The following is a 14,871-nucleotide window of genomic DNA, read 5'->3' as shown; positions in this document are numbered from 1 at the left end:
AGCGGATCACGGCCGCCGCGTCCAGCGCTCGGCGTTGACGGCGCCTTGTGGGGCCTCGCCTTTGACGATCGCCTCGACCTGGCGCACGGTTTCCAGCGACTGATATTCGATCGCCTGCGGCGTCAGGCCGCCGACATGCGGCGTGGCGATGACGTTGGGATACTTCGCAAGCTCCGGATTTGGCATCTGGTCAGGCGCGCGGCCGACATCCATCGCGGCACCCGCGATACGATATTCAAGCAGCGCCTTCGCCAGCGCCGCTTCGTCGACGAGATTGCCGCGGGAGAGATTGACGAAGACCGCATGCTTCTGCATGCGCGCCAGCGCCGCCTCGCCGATCAGGTTTTCGGTCTGTTCGTTGGCGATGGCAAGGCAGACGACATAGTCGGACGCGGCGAGGAGCTCGTCGAGGCCGACCTGCCGGATGGCGCTGTCGCTCACGGTGGCAAACGGATCTGCGACCAGCACCTCCATGCGCATCACCTTGGCGATGTCGGCGAGGTAACGCCCGATGCTGCCATAGCCGATGATGCCGATCTTGCTGCCGGCCAGCTGACGGCCCATCCGGGCTTCCGGCCTGCGACCGGCGTGATAATCGGCCGTCGCTCGGGACACGCCGCGGGAGAGATCGACCATGAAGCCAACCGCGAGCTCGGCAACGGCTTGCACGAAGCCGGGCCCGGCGCGGGTCACGAGCACGCCGGCGTTCGAGGCGGCCTCGATATCGACATTGCGAATGTCGACGGCGCAGCGGACGAAGGCGCGCAGGCGCGGCAGTTGCGCAAAGATCTCGCCGCGGCCCTCGGTCATGCGGTCGGCCACGATGATGTCGACATCTTTGGCAGCGCGCACGAGGCTGGCTGAGACCAGCGTCTCATCGCTCTCGTGCAGCACCACCTCGGCGGCCGCGCGCAAACCGTTCAGGCTGCGATTGCCGTAGTAATTGCGGCGCATCTCCGGCGTGTGGGCCAGCAGGACTTTCACGGCAAGACTCCTTCAGTAGCCGAACGCGCGCGGCAATGCCGTGCTGAGCCATGGCACGAACGCGATCACGAGCAGGCAAAGGAACAACAGGCCAAGATAGCCCATGATCGGCTTCACCGTCTGCTCGATCGGCACGTTGCCGATCAGGCAAGCGCCGTAGAGCCCGAGCCCGAGCGGCGGCGCGAACAGGCCGATGCCCATCGCGATCACGAGCACGACGCCGAAATGCAGGGGATCGATACCGAGCTGCACGGCCACCGGCAGCAGCAGCGGCCCGAAGATGATCAGCGCGGCCGCGCCCTCCAGCACCGAGCCCATCACGATCAGCACGGCGATCGCGAGCAGGATGAACAGCCAGGTGCCCGAGGTCTTGGACAGTCCCAGCATGAAATCGCCGACCGCATGCGGCACCTGCTGCAAGGTCAGCGTGAACGCCAGCGATTGCGCCGCCGCGACGATGAACAGCACGAGCCCCGCGCGCGTTGCGCCCTGGACGAAGCTGTGCGCAGCCGATGTGAAGCTGAGCTCGCGGAACACCACGCTGCCGACGACGAGCGCATAGGCCACCGCGAAGGCGGATATCTCGGTCGCGGTGGCAAAGCCGCTCTTGAAGCCGAAGAAGATCATGAAGATCAGGCCGAACGAGGCGATCGCGCCGCTCCACAGGCCCGACACCGGCATCTGCGGCGCGATGTCCTCGGCATCAGCCGCAGTCTCAGCCGGAGTCTCAGTCGGCGTCTTGCCGAAGATGATGGAGACGGCGATCAAGGCCAGCGCCATCAGCGCGGCCGGCAACAGCCCTGCGACGAACAGGCCGCCGATCGACAAATTCGCGACGAAACCCAGGATGATCAAATTGATGCAGGGCGGAATGGTCTCCGCCATCACCGCGGAGGCCGCGAGCAGCGCCACGGCACCGCCCGGATTCTGCTTGGAGCGGCGCGCGGCCGGAATCAGCACGGAGCCAACCGCGGCGACATCGGCCATCTTCGAGCCGGAGATGCCGGAGAACAGCACCATCGAGGCCACCATCACGACGTTGAGGCCGCCGCGCATGCGCCCGACCCCACGCTGCAACAGCTCGATCAGCCGCACCGACATGCCGTTGGCTTCCATGAGGTAGCCGACGAGAATGAAGAACGGAATCGCGAGCAGCACGAAATTATCGATGCCGCGCGCCATCTGCTGCGCGAAGATGACGCCGGGCAGTGCGCCCTCGACCCAGATGAAGATCAGCGCGGCCAGCGCTAGCGCAAAGCCGATCGGCAACCCGCCGACCAACGTCGCGAAGAAACCGATCAGCATCAGCGTGCCCGCCGAGGGCACCGTGGCGGGCGACAGATAATCCCAGGCGAGATAGAGGCCGGTCACGATGGCAACCGCGACGAGGCCTCTGACGATGTCGGGGAGCGGCCTGGCGCAGAGCTGGTCGATCGCAAACACCGTCATGAACAGCGCGCCGGCGCCCATCGGGTAGAAGGTCAGCTCCAGCGGCAGGCCCGACCCGGTGGTCTGGCCCGCCGTCAGCGAGCCGAGCTTGATGGAATTGTAGGCGACGTAGCCCGAAATCAGCACCACGAGCAGCGCACTCGCGGCGTCGACCAGCGCGCGCAGCCGTACCGGAGCCAGGTCGCGGAAGAAGGAGACGCCGACATTCTCGCCGCGCGCGAGCGCACTCGCCGCGCCGAAGAAGGCCGAGCCGACCATCAGGCCGCGCGCGACGTCGTCGGACCACTCCACCGGCGCGTTGAAGCAGAAGCGCAGCAGCACGGAACCGCAGACGACGACGAGATCCGCAGCCAGCAAAATGGCCGCGATCGCGTCGCTGAGGCGAAGCAGCAGGGCGATGCTCCCGTGGCGGCCGCCCGAGAGAGGTACGGCAGCTGTCATTGCCACGTCAGGCCTGCGTGGCGCGAATGATGTCGATGACGGCCTTGGATTCCGGCCGCGCCTTGATGAAGTTCTCGATTTGCGGCGCGACGCGCTTCTTGAACGCCTCGCGGTCGCATTCGGCCACCGTCACGCCCTTTTCGGTCAAGGCCGACAGCGCCTCCTTCTCGACCGCGAGCCCATGGGTCCGCGTGTCCGCCGCGGCCTTCTTCGCGGCATCGAGGAAACCGTCGCGCAGCTTCGGATCCATGCGATTGTAGGTCGTGTCGCTGAAATAGATCGCGAGCGGCGAGAAATTGTGCTGCGTCAGTGAATAGAATTTCGCCGTTTCGAAGAACTTGCTGGCCAGGATGGTCGGCGGATCGTGCTCCAGCCCGTCCAGCACGCCGGCCTGCAATGCCGTGTAGATTTCGCCGAACGCCAGCGGCGTCGCGGCGGCCCCCATCAGGCGCAGGCATTCCGTGATGACGGGATTTGGCAGGGTGCGGATCTTGAGACCGGCGAGATCTTCCGGCGTCTTCACCGGCTTCCTCGCAAGTACGCTGCGCGAGCCGAAATTATAGGCCCAGGCGATGATGCGGATGTTGCTGCCCTTGAGCAGCGCGTCCTCGATCGGCTTGGCCGCGCCGGCGTCGAACGCCTTGGTCTGCTGCGGAAAGCTCGAGAACAGAAAACCGAGGTCGTAGGTGCCGACCAGCGGCACCAGATTGGCCGAGATCGAAGAGCCCGACACCATGAGGTCGATGACGCCGAGCTTCACCGAGTTGATAACGTCGATTTCCTGACCCAATTGGTTGTCGGGAAAGAACGCGACGTCGATCTGCTCACCGAGGCCGTTCGCCTTCAGGTTCTTCACGAGATTGTCGTAATAGACACGGCCGTTGGCGAATTTGGGATCGTTCGGCAGCGAGGAGGAGCATTTCAGCTTCAGCGTCGCGGCTTCGGCGCGGCCGATGAGTGCGGGGGAGAACACGAGGCCGGCGGCAAGTCCCGTCGACGACTTGATGAACGCGCGACGGTTCACGGGCACGATGGACATGGTGCGGTCTCTCCCCAATTATTATTTTTCGCGCCACGGTCGTTGCCGCAGCCCGTTGCGCGGACTGTATGGCCAAAGCGGCGGTGCAGGCAAGACTTGCGGCCGACCGCTGCAAAGCGGCGGATCGCGAAGATCGACGGCATCATCGCGCGCCGAAACAGTCATATTTTGCAGGATTTTCGATCAGATCGGCATGGGGGCCGATGCGCGAGAAGATGCTTTCGCGCAGCGTTGGGATCAATCCAATTGGCGCATGGATCAATGCGCAATTCACATGGATGGTGCCAGAACGATGCTGCACCAGCTCTGGCAGACCTTCTGCCCCATTTTGCCGCAGCTCAACGTGATCCAGTGCACAGACAGACGCATGGCGGCCACCTAGAAAAGGTGACATCATCGTGCGCATTGCCGATGGAGGTGACACCATGCGCCGTCCAGTTCTTCGCAATTTGTTTCTTGCATCCGGTCTTCTCGCGCTCACGCAATTGACGACGCCCACGGAGGCGGCGGCCGAAGCGCGGCTCGCGCTCGTGATCGGTCAATCGGCCTATCGCACCGTCCCGGAACTGCCCAACGCAGCCAACGATGCCAAGGGCATGACGGAGCTGCTCGGCAACGCCGGCTTCACCGTCACGACGGCATCCAATCTGGCGCAGAACGACATGCGTGAGGCGATCTCGGATTTCGCCGGCAAGGTCAGCGCCAGCGGCGCCGACACCGTCGCGCTGGTGTTCTATGCCGGCCACGGCCTCCAGATCGACGGCGAGAACTATCTCGTTCCCGTCGATCTCGATCCCAAGCGCGAAGCCGACATCCCGCTGCAGGGTGTGCGGCTCAACGATTTGCTCAACACGCTCGGCGCGCTGCCGACACGAGCCCGCATCTTCATGCTCGATGCCTGCCGCAACAATCCGTTCCCGGCGCTCAGCGGCGCCGGACACGGGCTCGCAATCGTCGACACCAAGGCCGGCGCGCCGGGCTCCTTCATTTCCTATTCGACTTCGCCCGGCTCCGAAGCCGAGGACGGCAGCGGCATCGACAGCCCCTACACCACCGCGGCGCTGACCGTCGCCAAGCAGCCCAATCTGCCGATCGAGGAAGTGTTCAAGCGCATTCGCGTCGCCGTGGCGCAATCGACCGACGGACGCCAGATCCCCTGGGAAAGCTCGTCGCTGACGACCGACTTCAAGTTCTTCGGCGGCGACAGCAGCGGCAGTCAAACTGCGCTTCCTGGCGCATCCTCCATGGCACTTGCCAGCGGCACGCGCAGCCTAGAGGATTGGCGCAAGGATTTGCAGGGCAAGCCGGCCATGGTCGCCTATGAGATGGTGATCACCGACGACACCGTGCCGGCGTATCAGGCCTATATCGAGTTGTATGCTCAGGACACCCGTACGCCGCGGCTGCGCACGATTGTGGAGCGCCGGCGCCAGATGCTGGCGTGGGAGCGCGCCACCGCGATCAACACCCGCGCCTCGTTCGAGGCTTATCTGGCGAACTGGGACAACAGCGACCTCGCTGCGACCGCACGCAGGCTGCTGCTTCGCGTGCAGAACCGCAACTACGTCTTGCCTGCTGTGGTCGCGGCCGCTCCTGCCCCGGTCGCCGTCGCGATGGCGCCAACCTGCCCGTGCTCGACGCCTTCGACACCGGCAACGCCGGTCAACCCGACGATCGCGCCTGTGATCAAGAAGCGCGTCGACGACACGCCGCCGAAGCGCAAGGTGGTCGACACGCCGCCCAGGCAGCGCCGGCCGCCGCCTGATGAAGTGATCTACGAGCGCGCGCCGCCGCCGGATCGCGGCCCGCCGCCCGGCGCCATCATGCAAGGCATTGGCATCGGTGTCGGGATCGGCATGGGTATGGGCGGCGGACGCGGCGGCGATTATCACAACGACCGCGGCCGGTACTGAGCCCACTCGCGAGATACGGAGGACAGATCTGTCCTCCGTCATTGCGAGCCACCGGGGCCGCGCTTCGCGCGGACCCGGTGGCTCGCAATGACGACGGATGGAGATAAACTGCGTCTTCTGCTTCCCGATACGGAAATGCTGTAGTCTAACCGACTAACGCCAGGGCTTTCCGGGGACTCCACATCGATGCCGCACGACGCTCACGCCAAGCCAGCTTGGCCGCTGTTTCGCTCACTCGCGTCCTATTCCCTCCCGGGCGACCTGATGGCGGGGCTGACGCTCGCGGCGATCGCGATTCCCGAGCAGATGGCCACGGCGCGGCTCGGCGGCTTCGCGCCGCAGATCGGCTTCTTCGCCTTTATGGCGGGCTCGCTCGGCTTTGCGATGCTCGGCGGCAACCGATTCCTGTCCTGCGGCGCCGATTCCACGATCACGCCGATCTTCGCCGGCGGACTGGCGGCGCTGGCCGCCACCGGCTCGCCTGAGTATCAGGGGCTCGCGATCGCGCTGGCACTGATGGTCGGCGCGATGATGCTGGCCGGCGGCGCTTTCCGCCTCGGCGGCATCGCCAATCTCTTGTCCGTGCCCGTCATGGTCGGCTTCCTCGCCGGCATCTCCGTCCACATCATCGTCTCGCAATTGCCGGGCGTGCTGGGTCTGGACTCGCCGGGCGGGCCGACGCTCGATCGCATCGGTGTGCTCGCAAGCGAGCTCGGCCGCACCAATCCCTTCACGCTGTGCATCGGCTTCGGTGTGCTGGCCGTGGTCTTCGTCTCCGAGAAGGTCAGCGCAAAAATTCCGGGCGCGCTGATCGGGCTCGTCGCCGCGACGCTGGCCACGATCGCACTCGGCCTCGAGAGCAAGGGCGTCAATGTCGTAGGCCTCGTGCCGGGGACGCTGCCGCGGCCGACCTTCCCCGAGCTTGCAGCGGAGCAATGGGTCCGCCTCGTGCCGCTCGCCTTTGTCATCACGGTCGTGGTGATGGTGCAGACTGCGGCGACGACGCGCTCGTTCCCGTCCGATCCCGACAAGCCGGCCGATGTCGATCGCGATTTTCTCGGCGCGGGCGCCGGCAGCGTGCTGTCGGGCCTGTTCGGCGCGTTTCCGGTCAATGCCAGCCCGCCGCGGACGGGCATTGTCGCCGAGACCGGCGGACAATCGCAGCTCGCGGGTCTCGCCGCCGCTGCGATCGTGCTGGCGCTGCTCGCGTTTGGAACGGGATTGCTGCAGCACGTTCCGGACGCAGCCCTCGGCGGCATCCTGCTGTTCGTCGCGCTGCGCATCATCCGCGTGAAGCAGATCGTCACGATCTATCACCAATCCCCGAGCGAATTCCTTCTGATCGCCGCCACCGCCGCGCTGATCATCGTGCTGCCGATCCAGCAGGGTGCGTTCCTCGGCATCGTGCTGTCGCTGCTGCACGGCATCTGGAGCACGACGCGCGCGCGGCTGGTCGAGTTCGAGCGCGTGCCGGGCACCACGATCTGGTGGCCGGCGCACCCGCACATCACCGGCGAGCGCATCGACGGCGTCGCCGTGATCGGGTTGCAGGCGCCGCTGTCGTTCCTCAATGCGCCCGGCTTTCGCAGCGACGTGTCCAGGGTGCTCGGCGCGACGCCGCCGCAACTGCTGGTGCTGGAGGCGAGCGGCATGGTCGAGATCGACTTCACCGCCGCGCAGATCCTGCTCGACGTTTTCAGGGCCTGCAGCGAACAGGGTGTCACGGTCGCGCTGGCCCGGCTGGAATCGGTACGCGCGCAGGCCGCGTTCGAGCGGTTCAGGCTGTTCGAGGCGCTGCCCCGGGAGAACGTCTTCCACAGTGTGGACGAGGCCGTGCGGAAGTTGGCGAAATAAGTCCTGCTACGCACTCCGATCCTCATCCTGAGGAGCCCGCGAAAAGCGGGCGTCTCGAAGGATGGCCACGGGCGAGATCCGGGCCTTCATGGTTCGAGACGCGCGAAGACGCGCTCCTCACCATGAGGGTCTTGGTGCAACGACGATCGCGCGAGCACCGCTCACTGCGCCAATGTCGGATGATCCCGCTGGACCGTTTCGCGGATCCAGCTGGCATGGATCGCGCGAAACAGGATCTGCGCCGTCTTGAGGTCGTTTGCCTTCATGCAGAGATCGACGATGCGGTGCACTGCGTCGTCGCGCATCAGTCCATCTGAGATCTTCATCGCGATTTCCATCGCGACTTTCGCCGCGCGCTCGTAGCGCGCGCTGTCGCGCTTGTCGTTGCGCGCGCTGCCTGCCGCGCTGGCCGCAGCCGCGTCACAGATCGCACGGATGCGCTCGGCGGCGTCGATGTCGCCGAGCGGTCCTTCGACCGTCTCATCCCAGACGTCGCCCGCCTTCTTCCTTGCGAACCACTCCATCACCCCGCCACCCGTGGTCTTCCGGCCACCGCATTGTTTCTGCTTCAGCGCCACCCAGCATAGAGAACCGCAGTGCGATCGGCGAGGCGGTTTTCCGCCACGGCTTTTTGCGACGCGCTCAGGACGTCCGACGCGGCCCGATCGCCTCGAACTGCGCCTTCTGCTCGTCGCTCAACGTGCCATAGAAATCCTCGAGCGCGGCCCGCACTGATTTCACGCCGTCCAGCATCATTTCGAGCCGCTTGTGAACCGCGGCCATGCGCGCCGGTGGTGTCATCACGTCGCTGGGCTGGCACGCGTCCTTGAGCGAATCTTTGACCCTGGCGCTGGTATCCTGAAGCACTTGCAGAGCAGCACGCTGAGTCTCACTGGGATGGAGCCGCGCGCCGATCTCGCCGGCTGGCCAATCGAGCCCAACAGGCGCACCGCAATTCTGAACCAGCGATGCGCTGGCGTCGCGGGAAGCCGCTGTCCGGCGCTGATCCTCGGCCAACGCATTGAAACGGGCCTTCTGCTCGTCGGTGAGGGCCCCATAGAATTTGTCGAGCGCCGGTTGCACCAGCTCGACGGCCTTCTCCATCGCCTCGATGCGCTGCTGCATCGCCGCCAACCGACCGGGCGCCGTCGCCGCGACTTGCGTTGGACAGGCCGCGCGGATGAGCTCTGCTGCCTGGATCGAGACATTGCCGAGTTCGTCGAGGCTTGCGCCTTGCGCCTCGGTCGGCTGCACCGCCGCGACGATCTGGTCGATCGGCAGACCGACGATTTCGCGACGGTCGCTGCCGCAAAGCTGATCGAGCGCAACGCCTCGCGCTTGCCGTCGTCCCTGCGATCGTTGCGGCAGATAGGCCGAGAGGGGATCATAGCCATAGGGGCCGAACATGCCGGCATAGATGTCGGGATAGCCGTAGCCCCAGAAGCCGAGACCGTCGCCCCAGATCGCGTAGTCGTAGAGGTCGTTGTAGGCGAACGGCCAGAACAGCGGCCCGACCCAGCCATAGCCGCCCCCGGCATGTTGCCACCAACCGCTGCTTGCGCCGTGCCAGCCGGCAAGGGCGGCCGCAGCTGCGATCTGGGCCCGCGCCGCCGGATTGCTGATCAGCCGGCCATTGCGAAACGCGCTGGAGTGCGCGTTCAGGGCATTGCGAAAATGCGCGGGACGGATACCCGCATTGCGGATCTGACCGAATTTCGAGGAACCATGTCGGGCTCCGGCTGCGAACCGCGTCCCGCCATGATGCCCGCCGCCGCCATGCGCGTGCCCGAAACCGTGACCGCCGAAATGACCGCCGCCATGATGGCCACCCCCGTGCCCACCGCCATGGCCGCCTTTCGCCAGTACCGCTCCCGCCAGCATGCACGCAAATGCCACCGCGGCAATTCGAATGACCGGTCGCACCATTGTACCCTCCCGCGCAGAACCCGGCCATAAGGCGTCGGAACTGGCGGGAATTGGAACCGGCAGGACTGCCGAAAGTTCCCGGTCGTTAGCTGCGCAGACTCTACGCCTCCGGAACAATCTTGCCGGGGTTGAAGATGTTTTGCGGATCGAGCGCCTTTTTCAGCGCCCGCATCGCGTCGATCGCCTCGGGGCCGAGCTCCGCCTTGAGATATTTCTGCTTGCCCTGGCCGATGCCGTGCTCGCCGGTGCAGGTGCCGTCCATCGCCTGCGCGCGCTCGACCAGCCGATGCATGAACTCCTCGCCGCGCGCCATCTCGTCGGCATCGTTGGTATCGCAGACCAGCGAGCAGTGAAAATTGCCGTCGCCGACATGGCCGACGATCGGCGACAACAGGTTGAGACGCTTGAGATCTTCCTCGGTCTCGCCGACGCATTCGGCAAGCCGCGAGATCGGCACGCAGACGTCGGTCGCAACCACGCCGATGCTATCGCCCGGCCGCAGCGCCTTCACCGACCAATAGGCGTCGTGCCGCGCCTGCCACAGTTTTGTGCGATCCTCCGGCTTGGTAGTCCAGGAGAAATCGCCGCCGCCGCAGTCCTTTGCGATCTCGCCGAAGGCCTTCGATTGCTCGCCGACCTCGATCTCGGTGCCGTGGAATTCCATCAGCAGCAGCGGCGTTTCCGGCAGGGTCAACTTCGAATAGGCGTTGCAGGCCCGCACCTGCGCGGCGTTGAGCAGCTCGATGCGCGCCACGGGAATGCCGGTCTGGATCGCCAGGATCACGGCCTGACACGCCCCGTGCACGGTCTCGAACGACACCGCGCCGGCCGCGATCGTATCGGGGATGCCGCGCAGGCGGATGGTCAGTTCGGAGATGATGCCGAGCGTGCCCTCGGCGCCGACGAACAGATGCGTCAGGTCGTAGCCGGCGGATGATTTCTTCGCGCGCGTGCCGGTCGTGATGATCTCGCCGTCGCCGCGGACCACCTTCAGCGCCAGCACACTGTCGCGCATTGTGCCGTAGCGCACCGCGTTGGTGCCGGAGGCCCGCGTCGAGGCCATGCCGCCGAGGGAAGCGTCCGCGCCGGGGTCGATCGGGAAGAACAGGCCCTGGTCGCGCAGATGCTCGTTGAGCGCCTTGCGGGTGACGCCGGGCTGGATCACGCAGTCGAGGTCCTCGGCATGCACCGCGAGCACCTTGTTCATGTCGCGCAGGTCGATGCAGATTCCGCCGGCGGGTGCGTTGACCTGGCCCTCGAGCGAGGTGCCGGTGCCGAAGGCGATGACGGGCACGCCGTTTGTCGCGCAGATCCGCACCACGTCCTGGATGTCGGCGGTCTCCTGCGCCATCACCACGCCGTCCGGCGGCTGGTTCACGAGCCAGGTGGTGGTGTGGCCGTGCTGCTCGCGGACGGCCTGCGAGGTGATGAGGCGGTTGCCGAACCGTCCGGCAAGCTGCTCCAGCGCGCTCGCGAGGGCTTTCGGCGCCGGCCGCGGCGGATTATTGGTGATGGTCGTACCCACGGACGTTCCTCCCGACGAGACGAACCGTGGCAAAGGACATCTCACCGGTCAAGTCAAGCGACCGGACGCATAGCTGGGGAAGGACACATGCCGGAGACTGCTGCCACAACGATCGAGGGCGCGCCGTTCCGCGCCTCGATCATGCAGATCGAGCCGCAATGGATCGACTACAACGGCCACCTCAACATGGCCTATTACAACGTGATGTTCGACCGCGCGATCGACCAGATGTGGCTGACGCTTGGGATCGGGCCGGGCTATATGAAGGAGCGAGGCGGCTCGACCTTCACTGCCGAGTGCCACGTGCGGTATTTGCGCGAAATCCACTTGGGCGATCCCGTGCAGGTCTCGGTCTGGCTGCTGGAGGCCGACGACAAGCGGCTGCACACATTCCAGGAGCTGCGGCACGCCACCGAGGGCTGGTTGTCGGCGACCTCCGAAAACATGTCGCTTCACATCGACATGGGCTCACGAAAGGTGGCGGCGTTTCCGCCAGACATCCGCGAGCGCATCGCAGCGGTGGTCAAGGCTCATAGCGCCATGCCGCGGCCCGAGGGCATCGGACGGAACGTGGCGATGCCCTCGAAGCGGTAAGGGTCTAACCTCCTCATCCTGAGGAGCCCGCAAAGCGGGCGTCTCGAAGGATGCAAGGCCACAGCCGGGCCTTCATGGTTCGAGACGCGCGTTCCGCGCTCCTCACCATGAGGATCACATGGCTAAACCCTGTTACGGCCGCGGGCCAGACCGACAACGGCCGAGACCAGGAACAGCACGACCGCGATGAAGAAGATGATCTTGGCGATTTCGATCGACGCGCCGGCGAGGCCGCCAAAGCCCAGGATACCGGCGATCAAGGCGATAACCAGAAACGTCACAACCCAGCTAAGCATGGTCCGAACCTCTGTTTCGATGTCTGTCTGCGATCGGCGCGGCTGACGCGCCTCACTTGCAGAACCAATCGCCAACTCGGAACAATGGTTCCGGGCCGCTGGGGCCGGAAATTCGCCTGACCCGCAGGAACAAATTGGCTTTCCGCGCACGTGGAAAACCCCCGTCCGCGGCCCCATATAGGGACCAATCCCTGTTAAGAAGGCTCCCCTTTCACCACCCCGCGGTGCCAACGTGGGGCAAATGATTCGCATGACCGAGCCGAGCAAGATCACGTCCCAGAGCGTCCCCGACCACCAGCCCGCAGCCGGCGGCATTGCCGCGCGCGCGCGCGCCTCGGTGGGCCCGCAATACCTGTCCGGGCTCAATCCGGAGCAGCGCGAGGCTGTGGAGACGCTGGACGGGCCGGTTCTGGTGCTGGCCGGCGCCGGCACCGGCAAGACCCGCGTGCTGACCACGCGCATCGCCCATATCCTGAGCCAGGGCCGCGCCCGCCCCTCCGAAATCCTGTCGGTGACCTTCACCAACAAGGCCGCGCGCGAGATGAAGCACCGGCTGGGCCAGATGCTCGGCCATGCCGTCGAAGGCATGCCGTGGCTCGGCACCTTCCACTCCATCGGCGGACGCATCCTGCGCACCCACGCCGAACTGGCGCAGCTCAAGTCGAACTTCACCGTGCTCGACGTCGACGATCAGGTGCGGCTGTTGAAGCAGCTGCTGCAAGCCGACAACATCGACGACAAGCGCTGGCCCGCGCGCATGCTGGCCGGCCTGATCGACGGCTGGAAGAACCGCGGCCTCACGCCGTCGCAGGTGCCGTCGGGCGAAGCCGCCGTCTTCGCCAACGGCAAGGGCGGCAAGCTCTATGCGAGCTACCAGGAGCGGTTGAAGATTTTGAACGCCGCCGATTTCGGCGATCTGCTGCTCGAGGACATCCGCATCTTCCGCGAGCACCCGGATATCCTGCGGCAGTACCAGCAGCGCTTCAAATTCATCCTGGTCGATGAGTATCAAGACACCAACGTCGCGCAGTATCTGTGGCTGCGGCTATTGTCGCAGGCACCGACGAAGCCAACCTCGCCCACTGTCATTCCGGGGCGGCTCGAAGAGCCGAACCCGGAATCCGGAGATGAGTCTGCCGTTCGAGATTCTCAGGTGCGCGATCGCGCACCGGAGTTCGATGCTACGCATCGCCCCGGAATGACGGAACTCGCTGCCCCCCACGTCAAGAACATCTGCTGCGTCGGCGATGACGACCAGTCGATCTATGGCTGGCGCGGCGCGGAGGTCGACAACATCCTGCGCTTCGACCATGATTTTCCCGGCGCCAAGGTCATCCGCCTCGAGCGCAACTACCGCTCGACCGGCCACATCCTCGCCGCCGCCTCGCACCTGATCGCCCACAACGAGGGCCGGCTCGGCAAGACGCTGCGCACCGAGGACCATGACGGCGAGAAGGTCACGGTGACGGGCTCGTGGGATTCGGAAGAGGAAGCCCGCGGCATCGGCGAGGAGATCGAGCAGATCCAGCGCCAGGGCGACAAGCTCAACGAGATCGCGATTCTCGTTCGCGCCTCCTACCAGATGCGCGAGTTCGAAGACCGCTTCGTCACGCTCGGCCTGCCTTATCGCGTCATCGGCGGCCCGCGCTTCTACGAGCGCGCTGAAATCCGCGATGCGCTGGCCTATCTGCGCGTCATCAATTCACCGGCCGACGATCTCGCCTTCGAGCGCATCGTCAACACGCCCAAGCGCGGCCTTGGCGATGCCACGGTGCAGATGCTGCACGATCACGCCCGCAAGCGCCGCATTCCGCTGTTCGAAGCGGCGCGCGCGGTGGTCGAGACCGACGAGCTGAAGCCGAAGGCGCGCGGCTCGTTGCGCGACGTCGTCGCCCAGTTCGACCGCTGGCGCGCCCAGCGCGAGGTCACGTCGCACACGGATCTCGCCCAGATCGTGCTCGACGAGAGCGGCTACACCGAGATGTGGCAGAAGGACCGTTCGGCGGACGCCGCGGGCCGGCTCGAGAACCTCAAGGAGCTGGTGCGCTCGATGGAGGAGTTCGAGAACCTGCAAGGGTTCTTGGAGCACATCTCGCTGGTGATGGACCGCGACAGCGGCGCCGATGAGGACGCGGTGTCGCTGATGACGTTGCATTCGGCCAAGGGGCTGGAATTCGACAACGTGTTCCTGCCCGGGTGGGAAGAAGGCTTGTTTCCGAGCCAACGGACGCTGGACGAACAGGGCCGCGCCGGCCTTGAGGAAGAGCGCCGGCTCGGTCATGTCGGCCTGACCCGGGCTCGCCGCCGCGCCAAAATCTATTTTGCCACCAATCGGCGGATCCATGGCACCTGGTCGACCACGATCCCCTCGCGCTTCCTCGACGAATTGCCCGCGGCCAATGTCGAGATCACGGAATCCAAGGGCGGCTCGGCCTGGGGCGGCACCGGCGGCTACGGCGCCTCCCGCTTCGACGACATGGAAGCGTTCGGCTCCACCTATTCGACCCCCGGCTGGCAGCGCGCCCAGGCCAATCGCAATCGCGGCGGCGGCGGGGGCGGCAATGGCGGCCGCGGCAGCTTCGAGGAACAGGCCTCGTCGTTTTCGTCCCAGTCGTCCTCGCCCGATTTCGGCAGCTTCTCCTCGCGCCGTCGGGGGCCCCTGACGATCGAGGGCGAGCTGGTGGCCAAATCCACCGGCACGACCTCGGAATTCGCCCTCTCCGACCGCGTCTTCCACCAGAAATTCGGCTATGGCCGCGTCACCAAGATCGACGGCAACAAGCTCACCATCGCCTTCGACAAGGCGGGGGAAAAGAAGGTCGTGGACAGTTTTGTGCAGCGGGCGTGAGG

12 protein-coding genes are annotated in these 14,871 nt (G+C 65.6%); 4 read left to right on the top strand and 8 right to left on the bottom strand.

All coding sequences use genetic code 11. The features are described 5' to 3' along the window. Nucleotides 1–6: 6 nt before the first annotated feature. The 4 genes from FXB41_RS24115 to FXB41_RS24100 all read right to left on the bottom strand — a co-directional run bounded on the left by FXB41_RS24115 (nucleotide 7) and on the right by FXB41_RS24100 (nucleotide 4,340). A complete protein-coding gene (locus FXB41_RS24115; RefSeq protein ID WP_007600926.1) occupies nucleotides 7–984 on the bottom strand; it encodes a hydroxyacid dehydrogenase in 978 nt (325 codons plus the stop codon). Nucleotides 985–996: 12 nt separating this feature from the next. Then, the gene (locus FXB41_RS24110; protein WP_007600924.1) at nucleotides 997–2,874 is read right to left on the bottom strand and encodes a TRAP transporter large permease; all 1,878 of its coding nucleotides are present in this window, start codon (nucleotides 2,872–2,874) and stop codon (nucleotides 997–999) included. 7 nt (nucleotides 2,875–2,881) lie between these two features. Further along, complete coding sequence (locus FXB41_RS24105) at nucleotides 2,882–3,913, bottom strand: TRAP transporter substrate-binding protein (protein ID WP_007600923.1); 1,032 nt, start codon at nucleotides 3,911–3,913, stop codon at nucleotides 2,882–2,884. Nucleotides 3,914–4,055: 142 nt separating this feature from the next. Beyond that, nucleotides 4,056–4,340 carry a hypothetical protein gene (locus tag FXB41_RS24100; protein ID WP_157158653.1) on the bottom strand — a complete coding sequence of 95 codons (285 nt, stop codon included), beginning with the start codon at nucleotides 4,338–4,340 and terminating at the stop codon, nucleotides 4,056–4,058. Between FXB41_RS24100 and FXB41_RS24095 the strand changes: the two genes are divergently transcribed. Next, entirely contained in the window at nucleotides 4,339–5,826 is a 1,488-nt protein-coding gene (locus tag FXB41_RS24095; protein ID WP_007600921.1) for a caspase family protein, read from the top strand. The two genes, FXB41_RS24100 and FXB41_RS24095, sit on opposite strands and share 2 nt — an antisense overlap. 186 nt (nucleotides 5,827–6,012) lie before the next feature. Continuing rightward, entirely contained in the window at nucleotides 6,013–7,680 is a 1,668-nt protein-coding gene (locus FXB41_RS24090) for a SulP family inorganic anion transporter (protein ID WP_007600919.1), read from the top strand. A gap of 161 nt (nucleotides 7,681–7,841) precedes the next feature. Here FXB41_RS24090 and FXB41_RS24085 read toward each other — a convergent pair whose 3' ends face one another. The 3 genes from FXB41_RS24085 to FXB41_RS24075 all read right to left on the bottom strand — a co-directional run bounded on the left by FXB41_RS24085 (nucleotide 7,842) and on the right by FXB41_RS24075 (nucleotide 11,131). After that, nucleotides 7,842–8,204: a hypothetical protein gene (locus tag FXB41_RS24085; protein ID WP_007600918.1), complete on the bottom strand. Its 363-nt coding sequence runs from the start codon at nucleotides 8,202–8,204 to the stop codon at nucleotides 7,842–7,844. 118 nt (nucleotides 8,205–8,322) lie between these two features. Further along, nucleotides 8,323–9,606: a Spy/CpxP family protein refolding chaperone gene (locus FXB41_RS24080; protein ID WP_219683453.1), complete on the bottom strand. Its 1,284-nt coding sequence runs from the start codon at nucleotides 9,604–9,606 to the stop codon at nucleotides 8,323–8,325. A gap of 100 nt (nucleotides 9,607–9,706) precedes the next feature. Continuing rightward, on the bottom strand, nucleotides 9,707–11,131 hold the full coding sequence (locus FXB41_RS24075) for an FAD-binding oxidoreductase (RefSeq protein ID WP_219683452.1): 1,425 nt from the start codon (nucleotides 11,129–11,131) through the stop codon (nucleotides 9,707–9,709). 87 nt (nucleotides 11,132–11,218) lie between these two features. Here FXB41_RS24075 and FXB41_RS24070 point away from each other — a divergent pair, with 87 nt between their 5' ends. After that, nucleotides 11,219–11,725, top strand: a complete 507-nt coding sequence (locus tag FXB41_RS24070) for a thioesterase family protein (protein WP_219683451.1) — start codon at nucleotides 11,219–11,221, stop codon at nucleotides 11,723–11,725. A 122-nt stretch (nucleotides 11,726–11,847) separates the two neighbouring features. Here the strand turns inward: FXB41_RS24070 and FXB41_RS24065 are convergent, their stop codons facing one another. Further along, the gene (locus FXB41_RS24065) at nucleotides 11,848–12,021 is read right to left on the bottom strand and encodes a DUF1328 domain-containing protein (RefSeq protein WP_007600914.1); all 174 of its coding nucleotides are present in this window, start codon (nucleotides 12,019–12,021) and stop codon (nucleotides 11,848–11,850) included. A gap of 241 nt (nucleotides 12,022–12,262) precedes the next feature. On the opposite strand from FXB41_RS24065, the gene FXB41_RS24060 reads away from it, so the two are divergent. After that, nucleotides 12,263–14,869, top strand: coding sequence for an ATP-dependent helicase (locus FXB41_RS24060; RefSeq protein WP_219683450.1), 2,607 nt, complete (start codon nucleotides 12,263–12,265; stop codon nucleotides 14,867–14,869). The last annotated feature ends 2 nt before the right edge of the window (nucleotides 14,870–14,871 follow it).

Source organism: Bradyrhizobium canariense, from assembly GCF_019402665.1.
Lineage (GTDB): Bacteria > Pseudomonadota > Alphaproteobacteria > Rhizobiales > Xanthobacteraceae > Bradyrhizobium > Bradyrhizobium canariense.
The sequence above is the reverse complement of the archived record's forward strand: the minus strand, read 5'-3'. Positions and strand labels throughout refer to the sequence as shown.

Excerpts from the sequence above, each read along its gene's own strand:
- FXB41_RS24110 (WP_007600924.1), bottom strand. The coding sequence starts at position 2,874 with ATGACAGCTGCCGTACCTCTCTCGGGCGGCCGCCACGGGAGCATCGCC.
- FXB41_RS24105 (WP_007600923.1), bottom strand. The coding sequence starts at position 3,913 with ATGTCCATCGTGCCCGTGAACCGTCGCGCGTTCATCAAGTCGTCGACG.
- FXB41_RS24095 (WP_007600921.1), top strand. The coding sequence starts at position 4,339 with ATGCGCCGTCCAGTTCTTCGCAATTTGTTTCTTGCATCCGGTCTTCTC.
- FXB41_RS24100 (WP_157158653.1), bottom strand. The coding sequence starts at position 4,340 with ATGGTGTCACCTCCATCGGCAATGCGCACGATGATGTCACCTTTTCTA.
- FXB41_RS24090 (WP_007600919.1), top strand. The coding sequence starts at position 6,013 with ATGCCGCACGACGCTCACGCCAAGCCAGCTTGGCCGCTGTTTCGCTCA.
- FXB41_RS24085 (WP_007600918.1), bottom strand. The coding sequence starts at position 8,204 with ATGGAGTGGTTCGCAAGGAAGAAGGCGGGCGACGTCTGGGATGAGACG.
- FXB41_RS24080 (WP_219683453.1), bottom strand. The coding sequence starts at position 9,606 with ATGGTGCGACCGGTCATTCGAATTGCCGCGGTGGCATTTGCGTGCATG.
- FXB41_RS24070 (WP_219683451.1), top strand. The coding sequence starts at position 11,219 with ATGCCGGAGACTGCTGCCACAACGATCGAGGGCGCGCCGTTCCGCGCC.
- FXB41_RS24065 (WP_007600914.1), bottom strand. The coding sequence starts at position 12,021 with ATGCTTAGCTGGGTTGTGACGTTTCTGGTTATCGCCTTGATCGCCGGT.
- FXB41_RS24060 (WP_219683450.1), top strand. The coding sequence starts at position 12,263 with ATGATTCGCATGACCGAGCCGAGCAAGATCACGTCCCAGAGCGTCCCC.